The organism is Bacteroides sp. A1C1 (genome assembly GCF_004328515.1).
Lineage (GTDB): Bacteria > Bacteroidota > Bacteroidia > Bacteroidales > Bacteroidaceae > Bacteroides > Bacteroides uniformis.
Genome location: NZ_CP036491.1, coordinates 1,414,618 through 1,429,111, shown reverse-complemented (window position 1 = coordinate 1,429,111; position 14,494 = coordinate 1,414,618). Strand labels below are relative to the sequence as shown.

The following is a 14,494-nucleotide window of genomic DNA, read 5'->3' as shown; positions in this document are numbered from 1 at the left end:
AATTAAATCTTAACTGAAATATGGAGAAGAAAAATATGCCTACAGAAAAGACTATGGACAGGATGGAACAGATCCTGAAAAAGATAGAGGATGGAAGAACCGTAACACTTGAGGAACTCCGGTCAGCCGGATTCATACTGGTTGTTGATAAGGATTTCGGAAGGGTGGTCAACAGGCCCCACCTGAAAAAGCTGAAAGGCAGCCTGACAAAAGACGGCTGTATAGAACCTGTTTCCATATTCTTTGGAGCGGAATATTTTGAAGCTTATCCTGAACGTGAACTGACTGACCTCAACGACGGAGATAAAAAATATACCAAGGACTCTCCCGAAGTTCCCGAGGTTATCTTTGTTGCAGACGGAGTTCACAGGGTACAGGCACACGTAGAATTACTTTCAGAGGATGAGAGCTACAAGCACACCCTGAGATTCAGACACGTGGAGACTGTTCTTCCCATAGACCGCTGGATCTATGTCAGGAACACCAACAACCGTAACTGGGACTCGAAGGACTGCTCACGTTACATAGCAGCGCAGACCGGTTATGAAAAAAGCAATCTTACCACCGCCGTCAAGTGGCAGGAGGAACTGAAGCTGGGTGAGAAATACGCGTACACCATCCTCAACCTTTCCGACACCTATAAGAAAAAAATGCTGTCGGAGTATATGGAAGCCCCCGACAAGGGACTCCCCATGGTATTGAAAGGTGTGGAGGAAAACATCGACCGTGGCGGGCGTATCCTCCATGCCTTCAGGGTGTGCTGGCGTGATATTCCGAAGATGGTAAGGAACAGCGCGTCGATCAATATGTTCATCGAGGTCTATAACGCGTGCGGTGACAGCATGAAGGAAGCCGTGGTGAGCCTGCTGATCCTGTTCTTCACCACCCTGGACAAGACCGATGCTGAAAGCGTTGCAGGTGAGAAGGACAATGACGGGAAGGTCAGGCTGTTGAAGGAATGCTGGGACAAGTTCAGCAAGGATATTGAAGACGGGAACCTGAAAGCGGAATATGAACGGAGGGCTTCTGAGGCGGAGAAGGAGTTCGATGACTTGTTCGGAGAGAAGGAGGAGGCTACCGTAAGTGAGGCTGTTCCTGAAAATAACAAATATCATGGAAAAGCTATATACCAGCCTAATGGAAAAGCTGGAGAATATAGTGGATGGGCCTGCAATTTCTATAACGGATGCAGCAATCAGTGCTCCTATTGTTACCTGCAAAAAGGAAGGAACGCCAAGATTTATACCCCGACACCAACTCTTCAGAAAGCTTTCAAGGATGAGGATGACGCAGTGGAGCAGTTCGGGAAGGAAGTGCTCAGGAATCTTCCCGAGCTGATGAAACATGGACTGTTCTTCTGCTTCACCACCGATCCTTTACTTCCTGAGACGATGGGATTGACGGCCAGGGCTGTGAGGATATGTATGGAAAACGGCGTGAACGTGAAGCTGCTGACCAAACGTGCCGATTTTGTGGAGCCTTTCTTTGATTACCTTTCAGCCGGCGGAGGATTTGATGAGGAGCTTTGCAGGAAACACGTGGCTTTCGGGTTCACCCTTACCGGACATGACGAACTGGAAGGTAACTCGTCACCGAACCTGGAGCGTATCAGCACGATGAAACTGCTTCATGACAGAGGCTACCGGACCTTCGTGAGTGCTGAGCCTGTCATTGATCCGGTTTCTTCATTACAGGTAATCAAAGGCACTCTTGGTTTCTGTGATCTCTACAAGGTCGGTCTGTTGTCCGGCAAGAAGGATTACGGAAAAACAGATGTGCAGGGGCTTGTGGATGAGTTGTTGAAGTTACCGGAAAAACCAAAGATTTACCTGAAAGATTCTGTGGTGGGGATGCTTAAACTGGACCGCAGCACTCTTCCAGACAATTTCGTGGGGAGTGATTACAATATGTTCGGGTGAGAGAAATGAATAACCATGGGGAGTCCTGACCGTAGGGCCTCCCCATCATGGAAAACAATGTGCAATGATATACTGTCCGGTTGATTATAATGGAGTGAGATTCTGCATATCCCACTCAGACAGCCTGATTTTACGGATATTCGTATATAAAGAAGCCTCCCAAAATACAGCGCCTCTGCCTGCATGAGATATAATCTAACACTTAACTCTACAGACCGCACCATTATCCGGAAGGCTTGGATGAATATAACACCATGTGTGGAATGTTCGGTTATCGGAGGGCAAGGAATTAAAAGTGCCTTGGATTATCGGGAAGTGGGGTTATATATTATTCCCGGAGACTCAAGGCACATCCTTAAATTGCCCTAGAAAAGAAGAGAAGTTACTTTTTCTTGACAGACATCTTAATTGTGCCTATCTTTGCGGCATGATATATTTTACTTCTATGAGAACGGAACTGATAGAGAATATTTGTTTTACTGAGGTGGAGTACAATATCAAGACCGAGGGTGAGGATTGTGCTTCCTTCGACGGGTTCATTGATACGGTCCTTATGTTTGTCAATGAGAGTGGAGGCTCCCTTGAAGATGCGGTGGATATGGCGAATGAGGCTTTCCTAGGGTTATGAAAAATAAGAGGCAAGCCATCATAAACTTACCTCTTGTACACTGCCTTGATCCTTACTGAAACGGTGAATTTTCCCTCAACATCCGATTCCTGTACACCACTCCCCGTTCCTTCCTTGAATACAGTTCCATCCTTGAGACACCAAAACTTTCACGGTTGGCATTATAGTTGTTGATTGCCATCCCTTCAATGTCATCCTCAGAGATACCATGCCTGCCGAATGTACCGATGAGATAGTTCAAGGCAGCATCATACAAGACACCGTACAGACACAACCATTTTGCCCGTGAGAGGATGGATTTATGTCTGTTGCCGTCCTCATAACTATCCGGATACTCTTTTCTCCATTTCCTGTCCACGTAGTTAATCAGTGTCTTGTCCTTCCATAACCTCTGAAAACCTGTATTCCTTTCAATCTCTTCCGGCGTATGAATGAAACAACCGCCTGAACCACCATGATTATAACTCTTTGCAGCAGGTTCGGGAATAGAAGGGTCATATTCAAAGTGGTAGGGAATCAACGTGTCTTTCTCCGGGTTGATATAGACATCAGGATCGAAACTTAGGAAGAACGTGCGGCTTAGATTATGACAACTCTTATCGAATTCATCAGTCCTCGGGTATAACCTTTGCTTCACCTGCCGGAAAAGATTGTAATGATGCTCCGGGTTGGTGTTGTCGTGAACCATAGCCGCCTTCACACCCTTGTTGCTTGGAGAGAACCATACTGCGTAAAGATGGAGAGGATTGGCATATTGAATGAGTCTTTCCTTGAATTCTCCTGCCGCCTCATGTGATCCGAAATCGTCAAAGTCAAGCACAAGGATATTGGAATACTGGCGCAGGTTGGTCGGGTCATCGTTCCTATAGTCGAATATTCCGGAAGGTGCTATCATGGGGAGTCTGTGTTTCTCTTCCTTGTAAGCCTTCTCTGTTGTCTGTTTTCTAACCATGTCTGTCTGCTTGGAAAGTTTAGTGTCGGATGCTATAAGTTCAAGGATATGGTCGAAGTTATAATAGATTCTACTCCTTGAATCGCTTGAATTAAAGTAGTAGCTTATGTTTTTGTTTATCATATTATTGGATTTTAGATTGTTATTGTATCGTGAACCTTCCTAGAGACCGGACCTGGCTTTACTTTGGAAGAAAGCCGGTCCTCTCAGTATCTTCGTCTCTCAGGAAGAACCACTATTTTTCAGTAAAGGAGCTATAGGAACTGTCAATGGAAGATTGAAGAGAAAGGCTACTACGTACCCTTCCAGAGTGAGAGAGAAGAAGGATGTTTTTTGTTTTGTTTATTCTTTTCTTCTCACTTTGGTAGACCGCGAAGCAGGTCTCTTTCCTCACTCTCTATTCTATACTCCTTTCATTTACTATATTACCCCCTTTTTTTTACTTCTCTATATATATTAGAATGTCCATCAAAAAATAGGGGGTGTCACAATAAATCTTATCTTAGCTCCTTCACTGTAAAAAAGGAATCCGGAATATGCTATGCTATCACCAGATTTATCCCCATAGTCTTCAGAACATCAATCAGGGCTTTATATCTTCCCCTTTCTCTTTTGCCTCTTTTTATACCAATCATCTCCAGATAGGCAAATGTCACTTCTTTTGTATACTTCTGCTCCATAACGATAGCCCTCTGCATATCCCTGTCATATCCAGTCAACAGTCTGATCTCTTTTTTAATGTTGCTTCTGATCCTCATCCCCTCCAGCCTCTTTTCCCAGTCATTGTTGGAGACCGGACTTCTTCCAATGACCCTGTTCTCATTGAAGTAGGCGTCCATCCTTTCTATGAACCTCCCGTCAAAGTCATCCGTATACCAGACCGTATATACCTCACCCTGAATATGCTTCCTGATGCCTATCCTCGTTATGAGCTGTGAGAAATACCAGTCCTTCTGACTGTGCGGGTCAGTGGAGGTACCATAGGCCCTCCGGATCTTTGCCGATTCGGTGTTCGGAAGGTTCCAGTCACCACACAGGAGAATCTGTTCAACATCCCTGTATGAGTTGGTGCTCTTGTTGTCGGTCGCTCCATAATAGGTGACGGTGAACAACCCGGGACCGACACCTTCGGCAACCAGTAACCTCCTGAAACGTTCCGCATATCCGGATTTTCCCGGGCCGTCATCGTCACCGTTTATATCCTTCCAGCATACAATCAAGGAAGGTTTGTCTATCAGCCTGCCTATCCTCTTTACGAATGTGCCGAACCCCGCCTCATCAAAACACTTTCTGGACAGTCCGAAATCCATCCTCCTGAAATCCGTTACGGTGTTGTACTTGCTTTCCGTATCCAGAAGGGTGAAGCGGGTGGAGCCTCTGAAAAGGATATTGCCCGCCCCCTCGAATATGAGTACATGCGTGGAGATTGTCATGTCCTCGGGGCAGAGGTCAACCGGGTAGAATGTAATGCCTACCTTGTCGGTATCGGACATCATCCATGAGCCATAATACTTTGGAATGAGCCCCAGCACCACGTCACGCTTCATACGGTTGATCCTGTAGGCCTGGTTGAAGAGGTCGTTCCTTCCGCCCCTGATGAAAAGGTCATAATACCGGTCCAGCTCTTCGGGGGGCTTGCAGACGATATTGCCGTTCTCATCAGTCTTTCCGAATATCCCCAGCATGCTCCTGTCGAACTCCACAAAGGGATTGATGAAGGTCGGCGTCTCGTCGAATATGACATATCCCCTCAGGTCATCCCTTCCCATCAACGTCCTGAAGTCACCGTCGAACGGGGCCACCTCCTTCTGTGGCTTATAGATGAGGAAATGGTTTATCAGGTCTGTCCAGAAGCGTACATGAGTTATCAGAATCACCTTCTTTTCCATGAGCACTCCGGGGTTGTCCCTGTATTGCCCCAGGAAATCGGCTCTCCCGGGGTCACTGGATATGATCATCACATCCTCCATCCTCAATACCCCTTCCACCACAAGGTTCTCCACTATCCAGCCGAACATCTTTTCCAGCTCGTCTTTGGTATCGACACAATATAGAATACCCTCATCATGTTTGTGACGGATCAGGCTCTTGATGCTCTCGGTCTTTCCCGAACCCATCCCCGAGCTGACGATGTATCCGCCACGCCCATCGGGAACATCTATCTCCCCGGTCTTGAGCCTCATCCTGAAACCGGGGCCCGTGGAATGGGGAGTGATGTCAAACAGCTCCCTCATCGCCGCCTCCTTCCCTGGTATCGTCGATTATGACCCACTCGTCCCGGTACTTATTGACCAGGAACTCATAGTATGATATCACGTCCGACTCGTCGAAGTAGTTGTCGTCAAAGTCGGGTTCCGCCTCCTCCCATGCCTTGAGGTCGGCTCTGATCTGTGCGAGGAGTTCTGATTTCCTCACAATTTCTTTCTTGTCAGTCTTCATTGTTTAAAAAAATTGGTTTGATTAATCGATTGGACATGCTCACTGGAACATGCCCTTATTACACAGATTAGGGCATGACTGGAAATGGCGCGCGTTTTTCATATTTGGAGCGCTATTATATATATAAGGTATAATTGCCCAACGTCCAGCATCCTCCCAAAGCCTTATTACCGAAGAAACAAATACTCACAATGAAGGGCGCCGAAACAAATACCTGAATATAAATTGCCATAGCCGGGAAAAGGCAAAGGGAATTACCGGGGAAATGAACGGCGCTCTTCTTATTTTTTTTCTCTTCCAAATCGCTAAAACACCATTCACTGCCTGCCAGAACCTAATAACTGAATAATAAAATAGCATAAACCCTATGTTTAAAGAGTTCATAAATCAGCTATTGGGACTTGAGCGGGAGCCTATGCCCAATCGTCAGGATACTTTTACCGCACCTGATGTCACCGAAAAAGCGGTATCATCCGAACCTATCCCTAAGAAATACCAAAGAGACATTGAAGCGCTCCGACAGAAATATGGAGACGCTTTTAAAACCGGTCTCTGTATTAATCTGACCCTACAAGAGGCTTTATCAATCATGCATAGAGAAAGGAGACGTATTGACTCCTATTCCGGTCTTGTCTCTTATCTGAAAAAGGAATGGAATATCACACTAACAATCACATCACAAAAAACTAAAACTAAATCATTATGAAGAACTATTTTATAGCAAACGGTGAGATTCTGAACACCAATATGAGCATTAAAGAAATGGAATCACGAGTACAGGCAACATTAGATGAGAACACCTCTGGAATGGCACAATTCAGAATCAAGGAAGTCAGCGAGAAAGAAATCAGAATGTTCTTTGTCAGAGACTTCGACTATGATCCCGACGTACCAATCATTTTTGACGCTGACATGGCCTTGATAACCGGAGTGGGAATAGGAGCATTCCAGCCACAACAAGTCGGAGGATACCCGATGATTTATCCCTTGAGTTTTGCCGGGAAGAATTTCTACACGGATGTAACGGCTTTCATCAGGTTCTATAAATTCCAGCTGTTTGAAGAGACGGGGCAGACAGTGGAGCATATAGGCCTGAGATGCTATTCGGACCGGATTTTGATGCAGATAATCTTTTAATCTTTATGAATGTCTTGGTAGCATGTGAGGAGAGAAGAAACCTGAGAAGCAAGACCTTTCCCGGGATAGCGGATGCGATGGTTCTCCAGTGGGGAGGAAAAATGGCGGCATAATTACACTATAATGTATGGATCAAAACAAGAACAGATAACAAAATGGCACAATATTTCAGAATAGCGACAAAGGACTTCTGCAACACACTCAAACCCGGCTCTTTCACGGGAGATACGATGATGTGCCCTACAAGAAGTCAAATTGAATCGGCCGGGTTGCATATAAAGAAGGGTTACACCTATGCGGCCGACCAGCTTGTTCCCGAAGACCATATAGAGCGTCTTGACTGGGAATATACCTTCTCCGTGACTCCTGCGACAGCTACCATATCCGCGGCGGGAGGTTCACGGAAATTCACAGTGACCTCGTATAAGAGACAGTACAGTTACAGTAATGCGGGAAACCGTATCTATGTGGAGGGCTCACAAACAAACGTAGCTTATACCTCAGAAAATTCAGGCTCCGGAACATGGACCGCCGCGAGTGATACTGTCAGTTATTCCTCCAATCCCGGTGGAGCGGAGAAAAATGGTATTATTACATGGACCCAATCCGAATCTTTCGGTTCTGATCCTAAGAAAATAGCTACTGCAACTCACAAACAAAATGCAGACTCTATCAAACCGGATGGAGATGGTTACAGCAATCCAAGAATTACCAGATTTGAATATCCTACAGTTATTCCAGCTTCTGGAGGTAGTTCGGCACCTAGTTACTCCTATGAACAGACTGTATATTGGATATCAGGAAAAACTACGACACTCACATCCGGCGGAACTTTAACTTTTAATAGAACTTCAGGAACAGCAACTGTAAATTCCTCAAGTGGTTTGGCTGATATTGGATCTAAAGGTATAACCCGATCCGGACAAACTACTGTGGCTGTTGTTTCATTAACCGTTACAATGAATGGTAAATCCAGTCCAGCATCGAGTGCGGATGTTAGTCAGGCTGAGAATAAGATTGAAGAAACATCCTGGAACCTTTGGAATGTCTCTGTCAGTGCTGATAGAACAAATTTCTCCAGGGAGGGTGGTACTACAACAGTAAGGGCAAGTGCGACAAGAACCGGTACACATACTTGGAGTTCGGATTCGACATCTTCAGCAAATGATACGGGAACTCCTTCACTGAGTTTGTCCGATACTTCCGGTTTCTCCTTATCATCCGGCTCTGGAACTTCTGTAACATTAACGGTATCAGTTAACAATGGTGCGGAAAGAAGCACCAGAATTACGGCATCCTATGGAGGAGCCAATGATTGGGTTGAAATTGATCAGGAAGCAGGTGTTCTTAGTCAAAGTGATACTCAGATAGTCTATAGCATTTCTACAACTCCTACATCATTGAATTGGGATTATGACAGTACGTCCGGAAAGTCCTTCTCGGTAACGTCAAGAGCCCAGGATCAAATAAGATATAGATATTCATATGATGGAGGTAGTACCTGGGGAGATTGGGGAGACTGGCAGAATAATGGAAGTTCATATTCTGCATCCTATAATTCATCAATAACTTCAGGAAGCTCTTATTTCTCCATCTCAGGTAATACAGTGACTCCTGAAGGAAGCAACACGACATTCAGTGCAAATACCGGTACTGTTACAGTTTCCAATGCCGGAGATACAGCTTACGTCTCATTAAGTCAGGATGGTGCACCGGCTGATTATGATTACAGAATCTCAATTTCTCCAATTTCTCATAATTTCTCATCCAGTGCAGGTTCCCACGATTTTACTGTAACTGTTGAACAAAGGTTCAAACCGGTAACATCTTCTTCTTGGGGTTCTTGGAGTACAATAGGAAATAATTACAGTTCTTCCATTAGTGGGACAGGATTTTCCAGATCACAAAGTGGAGGTACAGTCACTGTCAATGTAACTTCCAATACAAGCACTACATCCGGAAGAAGCGGAACCCTGACAGTTACCTGTGACTATACTTCCGATCTTACTGGAACAAAACCATCGGCATCCGCCAGTCTGACTCAAGATAAGTATGTAGATATAACTACAAAAACTGAATATCAGTATGAGTTTTCCGTAAGTCCTGCCTCATTAAGTTTCAGCGCAGACGGTGGAACGCAGTCTGTAACAGTTACTTCCAGGAGACGACCGGTTACATTAACTTATACCAATGGGAGTCTGACTGATGAAAGTGAAGGTTCCTGGTCTACTTGGTCAAGTTATTCCGGAAGAATAAGTAGTGGAGCAGGATTTTCTGTCTCAGGAACTTCTGTAACAGCAGGTGCAAATAGTAGTACATCAAGTCGAGAGGGTAATTTGGAATTGACTCAAACACAGACATCTGATTATAGTGGTTCTACTAGTAGTTATAAGTCAGACTCTGCCAGCATAAACGTTCCTTTGGATCAGATGGGTGCAGATATCAAGTCCGTCAACTTCATACATCTGAGTTACAGCTGGCAAAGCAAGGATGGTGCCTATGACATTTACAGCGTATATGCATCTGCCAGTTATAAAGTCGCCTCCACTGTCATCGTGGAATGCAGGCTCAACTACGGTTCCTCCCTCGGGGCGGGTGCGGAGAACTACGCTTTCACGATATCCTCCGGAAGCGCGACATCGTCAGCCCGAAAATGTTATACTTTCGCCGGGAACTATCCGGGTGTGGTATCCGGAACCGGCAGTGTCAGGCCTTCAGAGGATGAAACCTACCGCTACTCCTTCCTGGAGTAGACTCTGTAGGAATCCGGCAGCAATACCGTCTCCTGATGTCGGGTAATAGCGGATGCGATGTGCCCCTGCCGGATAAAGGGTAATAATTAACGAAATAAAAAATTAATGTATGGACAAGAATATAGCCAATAACAGTCTAATAATGGATAAGAAAATATTTATAGCAGGCAAGGTGTATGACCTGCAAGTGATGGACAAGAATGAGGTCGAGGCATCGGTGCAGGCGTATCTGGACAGTGCAATAGGCAAGGACAAGGCAAGGTTCGAGCTATGCACAATCGGAAATATGACCGCCATGTTCTTCCACCGGGGATTTGACTACAGTTCCTATAATGCAGATCCGGCGAAAGATATCATGGATGCGGATGCCTTCATGATGACCGCCCACGAATACAAGGGTTTTATGATGCCCAGCCCTTTTCCGGCACTTCCTGTTCCAGGATTCGGCTATCCCTATCATATAAATCAGACCGACTTTCTGGACGCATACCGGAAGAGTGCCAGGATTCTTGGGGCAAGCAGGATTAAGAACGTTTCCCTGGATATAGCCTCTCAGTCCATTGTGTTGAGGGTGCAGGTAGGATAGAGAGTGATGGAAAATAGCGCCAGCTCCTTACAATTCATATGGAGAAAACGTTTTAGGCAAATCCGGATTTTACAGGTAATAGAATGTGCCCTTGAATGTTTTTTCCATAGTCTTTACCGTCAGTCTTAAGTGTGGGAGCTTTGAGCAATATAGAAGGAGGATGTGTCATAACTTATCACAGATTAGCACAAATTGATGTTAAGCCATTGATTGTCATCGTGTATAATCTTCAGTAATCTGTGGTGAAAAGTACTTTTGACACACCCTCTTTCTTTTTTGTTACGACAAAAGACGCATCGGTTATATATTCACTAATAGGGCATCACAAAGTTGCCGGAGTGAACTTCAAAAAAATACCTTCTTCACTTCCTCAGCCACATACATGAATATGACAATGATTATATAAGAGATCTTGCTGAATTGCTACCTCACAATTTGAAAAAGCCGGAACTTCTTTAAAAAGAAATATTCAGTAAATGTCTTAAAAAAGTAAGATGGTATATGAAGATGACTTACTAATATCATCTCATATGCCTTTTTATTATTTTTTCTCTCTCTGACTGAAGACCTTATTCATTTAGTCATGATATTCCGGAAGAAGCTTGACAACTTCTTCTGATAGATTCTTTATAATCCTGCTATGCGACTTTCTTCTGTCTGTTTTGATTTTATCAATCATCAATATGGCGTTTGCTGTATGTATTCTAAAGAAAATCCATAGGATTTCCGTCTTCATGTTCCTGGCCTTTATCCTTGAAAGCGAGTAATGTTGCTTTTGAGTACCGAAGCTTCCTTTAAGCCGGGTGGCCCTTTCTTTTGGGAGTTCACTTTTGAGCACCTTCCTCAAGAACTCATCTTTTTCCGCCCTTCCCTTGGGTACAAAGGAAGTGGATATCCCGTATTTCGTACAGAACTTCCTATTGGCATAAATGGAATCGGCAGCCACACATCTTACCCTTACATTCATGAGCTTCTGTTGCATGCAGATACAGTCCTTCAACCTTATACCCTCATTGAAGGCTTTGAACGATGCCGCCTATCTATATATTGTTGACCTTTGCATCGAACTCGACGGATTTGGTTCCCTTGCCTCTTACGATGGGACGTATATAATGGCGGTCGATGCTGACGATGCAATCACTGACTTTCTGCCCCTCAAACATCTCCTTTTCCTATACAAGAATCTTTCTGATGATGGAAAGACGCTTCCGGTAATCCTATGTATACAGAGTGAAGTGCCATATCGGCTATGAATCCCATCCCTTTGACCGATGAGCTTTTCAAGAAGCCTGATTATACGGCGCTTGAGTATCCTCGTTCTTGAGGCCTTCCTTTTTCTTTTCTTGCAGTAGAACAGATAGGATTCCGCTACATTCTTGTATTTGTTGCGCGGATGCCTTATGCCAAGCTCACAGCAATGCCAACAGATATGTCTGTAGAGCCATTCGATGCTTTCCCAAAGAAGCTTCATGTCCGTAGGAAAACGCATGTGATTCTCATAGCATGTGGCATCGGTCATACAGACGTGAAGGTTCTCAAGAAGAGGTTTCCATTGTGAAGCCAGGACCTCCTGAAGGGAATCAATGTCAAGACGAAATGCTATCTCATTACGGATGGCACTGACTATCTTGAAGTTGGTTATGGAAAAAGACGGGGCTATCATGATTCCGCAGAAGATCTGGTAGTGTATGTTCCCGTTGAGATGTTCCACCAGCTGTCTGTCGGAGAACCCGGTGTAGGCCTTTAGGACCATAAGGGCGATTTTTGCACAAGGACTGAAAATGTTTCTGCGCCCCAGACGCCGCTCCGACAATCCTGCGGCTTCTGCCATATGCTCAAACGGAAACACGGAATGAAGTCTGCCAAGCTCACTTTCATTAAAACTCTTGCGGTATTGTTCCTGAATATCAAATTCTGTAAAGCCCAAAGTAGAGTGAATTTCTGAAATATTTTGTATCTTAGCCATATCTTGATTCGGAGATTTCCTTCGTTTTGGCTTCCAAACCTTATTTTCGGGGGAAAACCTAAAGATACAAAAAGCCAACTAATTCGCAATGCTTTGTCTATGAATTGGTTGGCTGATTTTATACTATTTACTGAATGTCCCTAAACATAGGAACTTTTTATCCCCTTTTTCCCTATTCCTTCTTTCTCTTAAGATTGGAAGGAAAATAATAACATGTTACTATCGATGAATATTTTGCTATTTGGGTTATTGACTCAAGTACATTGTTTAAAATCATTTTTCTATCTTATTATAGTTAGAGTTTCTTATATTATACAAACATATACTTCCACTTGTCGTATAGTTTGGAGGTAAGCTGTTTTGTTTTATTATGGCATCTTTACAACCATTTAATATGAACAAAGTATGAGGAGCATTACCATGGTGTTTCCAAACAAGTTTCACTTCATTATTTTTAAATAACAATCCTCCAGTACTTTTGGCATATAATATAGGATTACCTTGTGTTTTAAATTTATTGCCAATAATATGTACATTTTGATGTACTGGAAGATTAGCATTTATGTAGCTATTTGACGGATTTAAGGCTATAACAGCGTTGCTGGGGCCACCGTTATAGGCACATTCTATAAATGTATTGTTTTCTATTCTTACATTTTTCACTGGTCCAGATTCATACCATCCTTCTGCATCTCCTTCTATTAAAATAGCACTCATACCAGTTTTATAATATGTATTGTTTGCAATTACAACTCTTCTTGGAGTAGTCACTAATGTTCCTCGTGTACTGGTCCGGGTAAAATAACAGTCTCGTATTTCAACTTCGGGCGTACATGTCATATTCTCCACACAGTCTTCATTTAGTTTGAGCTCTTTCGGAACATTTTGGTCTAAAACAATTTCTAGTGTACGGTCTGTTAACCGTTTGACTGATTTTACTATTGAATAAGAAAAACGCTGCATGGTACTTGCTTTAACAAATGCAATCGTATCTCCAGGAAAAAAAGCATTGAAACCGTAACTTTGCCCGTGCATGAATTTCAAAATCAAAGCTTTGTCATTTGTCTTTTCTACGACTCGTAGATTGGTACCATGTATATTGATTGCGTCGTCTTGAGCCCCTTCATATCTGCAGTTTAAAATACTTATCTTTCCGCTACATCCGGAAAAATGCATAAAATCCGCAGAAGAAGCCAGGATTCGTCCGCTGTTTTTCCGGGGTGCACATATAACATTTGTCATCAATATGTTTTTGGAATATTGACTCACAATGCCCAATCCATGCATATAGTGCACAGCAATATTTTCATAGATTATATCCTGGCTTTCAAGAATAAACATTCCGACTTGGTCTCTTATGATATCTCTAATAGTTAATGTATTGCCTACCTGAGGCTTAAAATCAGATGGAGTCTTGAAGTGTACAAGACCTGGTGCAATGTCTGTTGCGGGTGCCGCTGCCAATATGTTCCAGCCTTGGCTGTAGAAAAAATGGTCATTGTTTGGATCATATTCAATACAGTGATTTTTGTTGGATCTCCATCCTTCTCCATACAAATGAATTTTATTATCAACTATCTCATAATATGAGTCTTGGTGTATTTTCACTTCGACCCCGTCTTTATCTATTTGGGTATAAGTCATTTCTGTACCACCTGGACGTTGAAAATCAAATTTTAGATTCTTTAATTTTATCTGTTGACAATGAACGAATGCGATCATAGTCATTTTTCCATGAAACATTAAGGTTGCACCATTTCCTTCAATTGTGATACCTTTCATTTCTTCAAAAAGTAATCCAATAGTTTTTTCCTTTGATGGACATTCTTGTTCCGTAGAAGTGTTAGTTATGAAGTATTCCTTTTTGGTAGCACCTTCCGGCCAAAAATCGTATCTTCCTTTATCAAATACAATTACTTTGGTGCTGAGTCTTTTGCAGTCACTTATTACAGTCTGCATTTTTCGTGTCTGATTTTCAAAAGAATAAGGAATGATATTATAATCGGATACAAATAGTGTGTCCTTTTGCTCGGCTTGTATGTTACTATAAGTTATAAATAGTAGAAAAAGGAAGTAAATTCTTGGCATAAGCGTATATAAAATATTTTATTGAT

At 43.3% G+C, this 14,494-nt stretch carries 10 protein-coding genes and 1 pseudogene; 6 read left to right on the top strand and 5 right to left on the bottom strand.

Annotated features, from left to right (window positions below; all coding sequences use genetic code 11):
• Positions 1 to 20 precede the first annotated feature (20 nt).
• Entirely contained in the window at positions 21 to 1,919 is a 1,899-nt protein-coding gene (locus EYA81_RS19495; protein WP_227201782.1) for a hypothetical protein, read from the top strand.
• 445 nt (positions 1,920 to 2,364) lie between these two features.
• Positions 2,365 to 2,547 (top strand): hypothetical protein, encoded by a 183-nt coding sequence (locus tag EYA81_RS06025; protein ID WP_131225499.1) that lies wholly within the window; start codon positions 2,365 to 2,367, stop codon positions 2,545 to 2,547.
• 52 nt (positions 2,548 to 2,599) lie between these two features.
• Here the strand turns inward: EYA81_RS06025 and EYA81_RS06020 are convergent, their stop codons facing one another.
• The 3 genes from EYA81_RS06020 to EYA81_RS06005 form a co-directional block, all read right to left on the bottom strand.
• The gene (locus EYA81_RS06020) at positions 2,600 to 3,622 is read right to left on the bottom strand and encodes a BT4734/BF3469 family protein (protein WP_131225498.1); all 1,023 of its coding nucleotides are present in this window, start codon (positions 3,620 to 3,622) and stop codon (positions 2,600 to 2,602) included.
• Between the two features lie 416 nt (positions 3,623 to 4,038).
• Positions 4,039 to 5,733 carry a hypothetical protein gene (locus tag EYA81_RS06010; RefSeq protein WP_131225497.1) on the bottom strand — a complete coding sequence of 565 codons (1,695 nt, stop codon included), beginning with the start codon at positions 5,731 to 5,733 and terminating at the stop codon, positions 4,039 to 4,041.
• On the bottom strand, positions 5,717 to 5,938 hold the full coding sequence (locus EYA81_RS06005) for a hypothetical protein (RefSeq protein WP_131225496.1): 222 nt from the start codon (positions 5,936 to 5,938) through the stop codon (positions 5,717 to 5,719). Before EYA81_RS06005 ends, EYA81_RS06010 begins: the two co-directional genes overlap by 17 nt.
• A 367-nt stretch (positions 5,939 to 6,305) precedes the next feature.
• Between EYA81_RS06005 and EYA81_RS06000 the strand changes: the two genes are divergently transcribed.
• The 4 genes from EYA81_RS06000 (at position 6,306) to EYA81_RS05985 (ending at position 10,414) form a co-directional block, all read left to right on the top strand.
• The gene (locus EYA81_RS06000) at positions 6,306 to 6,644 is read left to right on the top strand and encodes a hypothetical protein (protein ID WP_131225495.1); all 339 of its coding nucleotides are present in this window, start codon (positions 6,306 to 6,308) and stop codon (positions 6,642 to 6,644) included.
• A complete protein-coding gene (locus tag EYA81_RS05995) occupies positions 6,641 to 7,075 on the top strand; it encodes a hypothetical protein (RefSeq protein WP_131225494.1) in 435 nt (144 codons plus the stop codon). Before EYA81_RS06000 ends, EYA81_RS05995 begins: the two co-directional genes overlap by 4 nt.
• Positions 7,076 to 7,230: 155 nt before the next feature.
• Positions 7,231 to 9,828: a BACON domain-containing protein gene (locus EYA81_RS19340; RefSeq protein ID WP_207389422.1), complete on the top strand. Its 2,598-nt coding sequence runs from the start codon at positions 7,231 to 7,233 to the stop codon at positions 9,826 to 9,828.
• A gap of 109 nt (positions 9,829 to 9,937) precedes the next feature.
• Positions 9,938 to 10,414 (top strand): hypothetical protein, encoded by a 477-nt coding sequence (locus EYA81_RS05985; RefSeq protein WP_207389421.1) that lies wholly within the window; start codon positions 9,938 to 9,940, stop codon positions 10,412 to 10,414.
• Between the two features lie 643 nt (positions 10,415 to 11,057).
• On the opposite strand, the pseudogene EYA81_RS05975 reads toward EYA81_RS05985, so the two are convergent.
• Both EYA81_RS05975 and EYA81_RS05970 read right to left on the bottom strand, forming a co-directional pair.
• Positions 11,058 to 12,380 (bottom strand): annotated as a pseudogene (locus EYA81_RS05975) (transposase); the annotation flags it as partial.
• Positions 12,381 to 12,653: 273 nt separating this feature from the next.
• Positions 12,654 to 14,468: a right-handed parallel beta-helix repeat-containing protein gene (locus EYA81_RS05970; protein WP_131225493.1), complete on the bottom strand. Its 1,815-nt coding sequence runs from the start codon at positions 14,466 to 14,468 to the stop codon at positions 12,654 to 12,656.
• Positions 14,469 to 14,494 lie beyond the last annotated feature (26 nt).